Origin of the sequence: Pseudomonas batumici (genome assembly GCF_000820515.1) — a bacterium.
Lineage (GTDB): Bacteria > Pseudomonadota > Gammaproteobacteria > Pseudomonadales > Pseudomonadaceae > Aquipseudomonas > Aquipseudomonas batumici.
On the sequence record NZ_JXDG01000027.1, the window covers coordinates 1 to 2,940 of the forward strand.

The 2,940-nt window shown below is 64.3% G+C and carries 2 protein-coding genes; both read left to right on the forward strand.

Translation table 11 applies throughout. The annotated features are described in order from the left end of the window. The coding region (locus UCMB321_RS29465) for a non-ribosomal peptide synthetase (protein ID WP_157015913.1) at window positions 1-894 on the forward strand (894 nt) is incomplete at its 5' end. Further along, window positions 891-2,940, forward strand: a 2,050-nt coding sequence (locus UCMB321_RS10925; protein ID WP_084614919.1) for a condensation domain-containing protein, incomplete at its 3' end; no start/stop codon positions are given. The genes UCMB321_RS29465 and UCMB321_RS10925, both read left to right, overlap by 4 nt.

Genomic DNA, 2,940 nt, shown 5'->3' on the forward strand with positions numbered 1-2,940 from the left:
TACGGCCCGTCGGAAACCACCACTTACTCAAGCTGGGTAGCGATGGATCGCGAAGACGGCTTCGCCCCACATATCGGCAAACCCGTCGGCAACACCCAGTTCTACCTTCTGGATGAGCAGCAACAACCGGTCCCTCTGGGTGTTCCGGGCGAAATCTATATCGGCGGCGCCGGCGTGGCGAGGGGTTACCTGAACCGCGACGACCTCACCGCTGAACGCTTCCTCCAGGATCCGTTCGCAACCACGCCAAATGCTCGCATGTACCGCACCGGCGACCTCGGTCGCTATCTGCCAGATGGCAATATCGAATACCTGGGCCGTAACGACGACCAGGTGAAGATCCGTGGTTTCCGTATCGAACTGGGTGAGATCGACGCCCGTCTGGCCAAGCACCCAGCCGTCCACGAAGCGGTGGTCACGGCCCGCGAAGATATTCCTGGCGATAAACGCCTGGTGGCCTATTACACCGTCCGGTCCATGGACGCCGAGCCAGCCATCGACAGCCTGCGCGGTTGGCTGCTGGGGCAACTGCCGGCCTATATGGTCCCGGTGGCGTACGTGCGGCTCGACGCCTTGCCGCTGACCCCCAACGGCAAGCTCGACCGCAAGGCCCTGCCGGCCCCGGACGGCGGCGCGCTGATCAGCCGTGGCTTTGAGGCCCCGCAAGGCGAGACCGAAACCCTGATCGCCGAGATCTGGCAAACCTTGCTGGGTATCGCGCAGGTCGGTCGGCATGACCACTTCTTCGAACTGGGTGGCCATTCGCTGCTCGCCGTGAGCCTGATGGAACGCATGCGCCAGGAAGGCCTGGAAGCCGATGTCAGGGCCTTGTTCGAACATCCCACCCTCTCGGAATACGCGGCAACGACGGAAAGAATGGAGATTGTTCTGTGAGCGTGATCGAACTGTTGGCAGTACTGAAAGAGAAAGATGTGCAACTTGCCGTCAAGGGCGACCAACTGGTCGTCAGCGGCAGGCGACAGTCCCTCACCGAGCCCGCTGTGCTGGCGATGTTGCGCGAGAACAAGGCGGCGCTGATCGAATTGATCAACGCCGGCGAGTATTCCAGTGCCAAGGCCGGCGAGGTGGAGATTCCCGCCCAGGCTATCCCTGTCGGCTGCACGCGCATCACCCCGGATATGCTGCCCCTGGTCAAGCTCGACCAGGCGGCCATCGAGCATATCGTCGCCAGCGTCCCCGGCGGTGTCGGCAATGTGCAGGACATCTACCCGCTGGCGCCCTTGCAGGAAGGCATTCTCTATCACCATATTGCCGCCGAACAGGGCGATCCCTACGTCTTGCAGGCGCAATTCGCGATTGCCAGCCGCGCCCGTTTCGACGAGTTCACCACGGCCTTGCAGCAGGTGATCGACCGTCACGACATCCTGCGTACCAGCGTGGTCTGGGAAGGCCTGGACGTACCGGTGCAGGTGGTCTGGCGCCAGGCGCGGCTGGTCCTCACTGAAATCGACATCGACCCCGCCGCCGGCGCGGCTGCCGAGCAACTACGACAACGCTTCGACCCGCGGCACTACCGTCTCGATATCAGCCAGGCGCCGTTGCTGCGCCTGGCCTTTGCCCACGATGCGGCCAACCAGCGCTGGGTGGCGATGCTGCTGTTCCATCATATCGCTATCGACCACGCGGCCCTGGAAGTGGTGCAGCAGGAAATCCATGCGTACCTGTACGGCCAGGCCCAGACCCTGGGCGAGCCGGTGCCGTACCGCAATTATGTGGCCCAGGCCCGGCTCGGGGTCAGCGGCAAGCAGCACGAAGCGTTTTTCCGCGAGATGCTCGGCGATGTCGACGAGCCGACCCTGCCGTTCGGCCTGCAGGATGTGCGCGGCGATGGCCATGGCGTCGAAGAAGCGACCCAGGTCCTGCCCGCCGATCTGAGCCGGCGCCTGCGCACCCAGGCCCGGCAGCAGGGGGTGAGTGCGGCGAGCCTGCATCACCTGGCCTGGGCCCAGGTGCTCGGGCGCCTGTGCGGGCGCGATGATGTGGTGTTCGGTACCGTGCTGCTGGGACGGATGCGCGGCAGCGAAGGGGTTCGCCGGGCCCTGGGGATGTTTATCAATACCTTGCCGCTGCGGGTTGCCGTGGGCGGGCAGGATGTGCGGGCCGGGGTCAAGGCGACCCATGCGCGGCTCACCGCACTGCTGGGACACGAGCATGCCTCGTTGTCCCTGGCCCAGCGTTGCAGCGGTGTGGCTGCGCCGACGCCGTTGTTCAGCACCTTGCTCAACTACCGGCACAGTTCGGCTGAGGCTGTGACGGGCGAGGCGGTTCAACTGTGGGAAGGGATCGAGGTGTTGGGTGGCGAAGAGCGCACCAACTATCCGCTGATCCTGTCCCTGGATGACCTGGGCGAAGGTTTCAGCCTGAATGTGCAGGCGGTTGCCGGTATCGGTGCGCAGCGGGTCTGCGGGTATATGCAGACGGCGTTGGAGCAGTTGGTCCAGGCCCTGGAGCGGGCGTCGACCTCGGCGCTCAACAGCCTGTCGATCCTGCCGGCCGATGAGCGTGAGCAATTGCTGGTGGGCTTCAACGACACGGCACTGGATTATCCGCAAGAACAGACCATTCACGGGTTGTTCGAGGCGCAGGTAGAGCGTACGCCGGATTCCCTGGCGGTGGTGCAGGGTGGGACGCGTCTGAGCTATCGCGAGCTTAACGAGCAGGCCAACCGCCTGGCGCATGCCCTGCGTAAACAGGGTGTGCAACCGGATTCGCGGGTGGGGATCTGCGTTGAACGCGGGGCCGAGATGGTTGTTGGCCTGCTGGCGATTCTCAAGGCGGGTGGCGGTTATGTGCCGTTGGACCCGGCTTATCCGGTAGAGCGGATTGCCTACATGTTGCAGGACAGCGCCCTGGCGGCGGTCTTGGTTCAGGCGGCTACCCAGGCGTTGTTGGCGGGCGTTTCGGTGCCGGTGATCAATC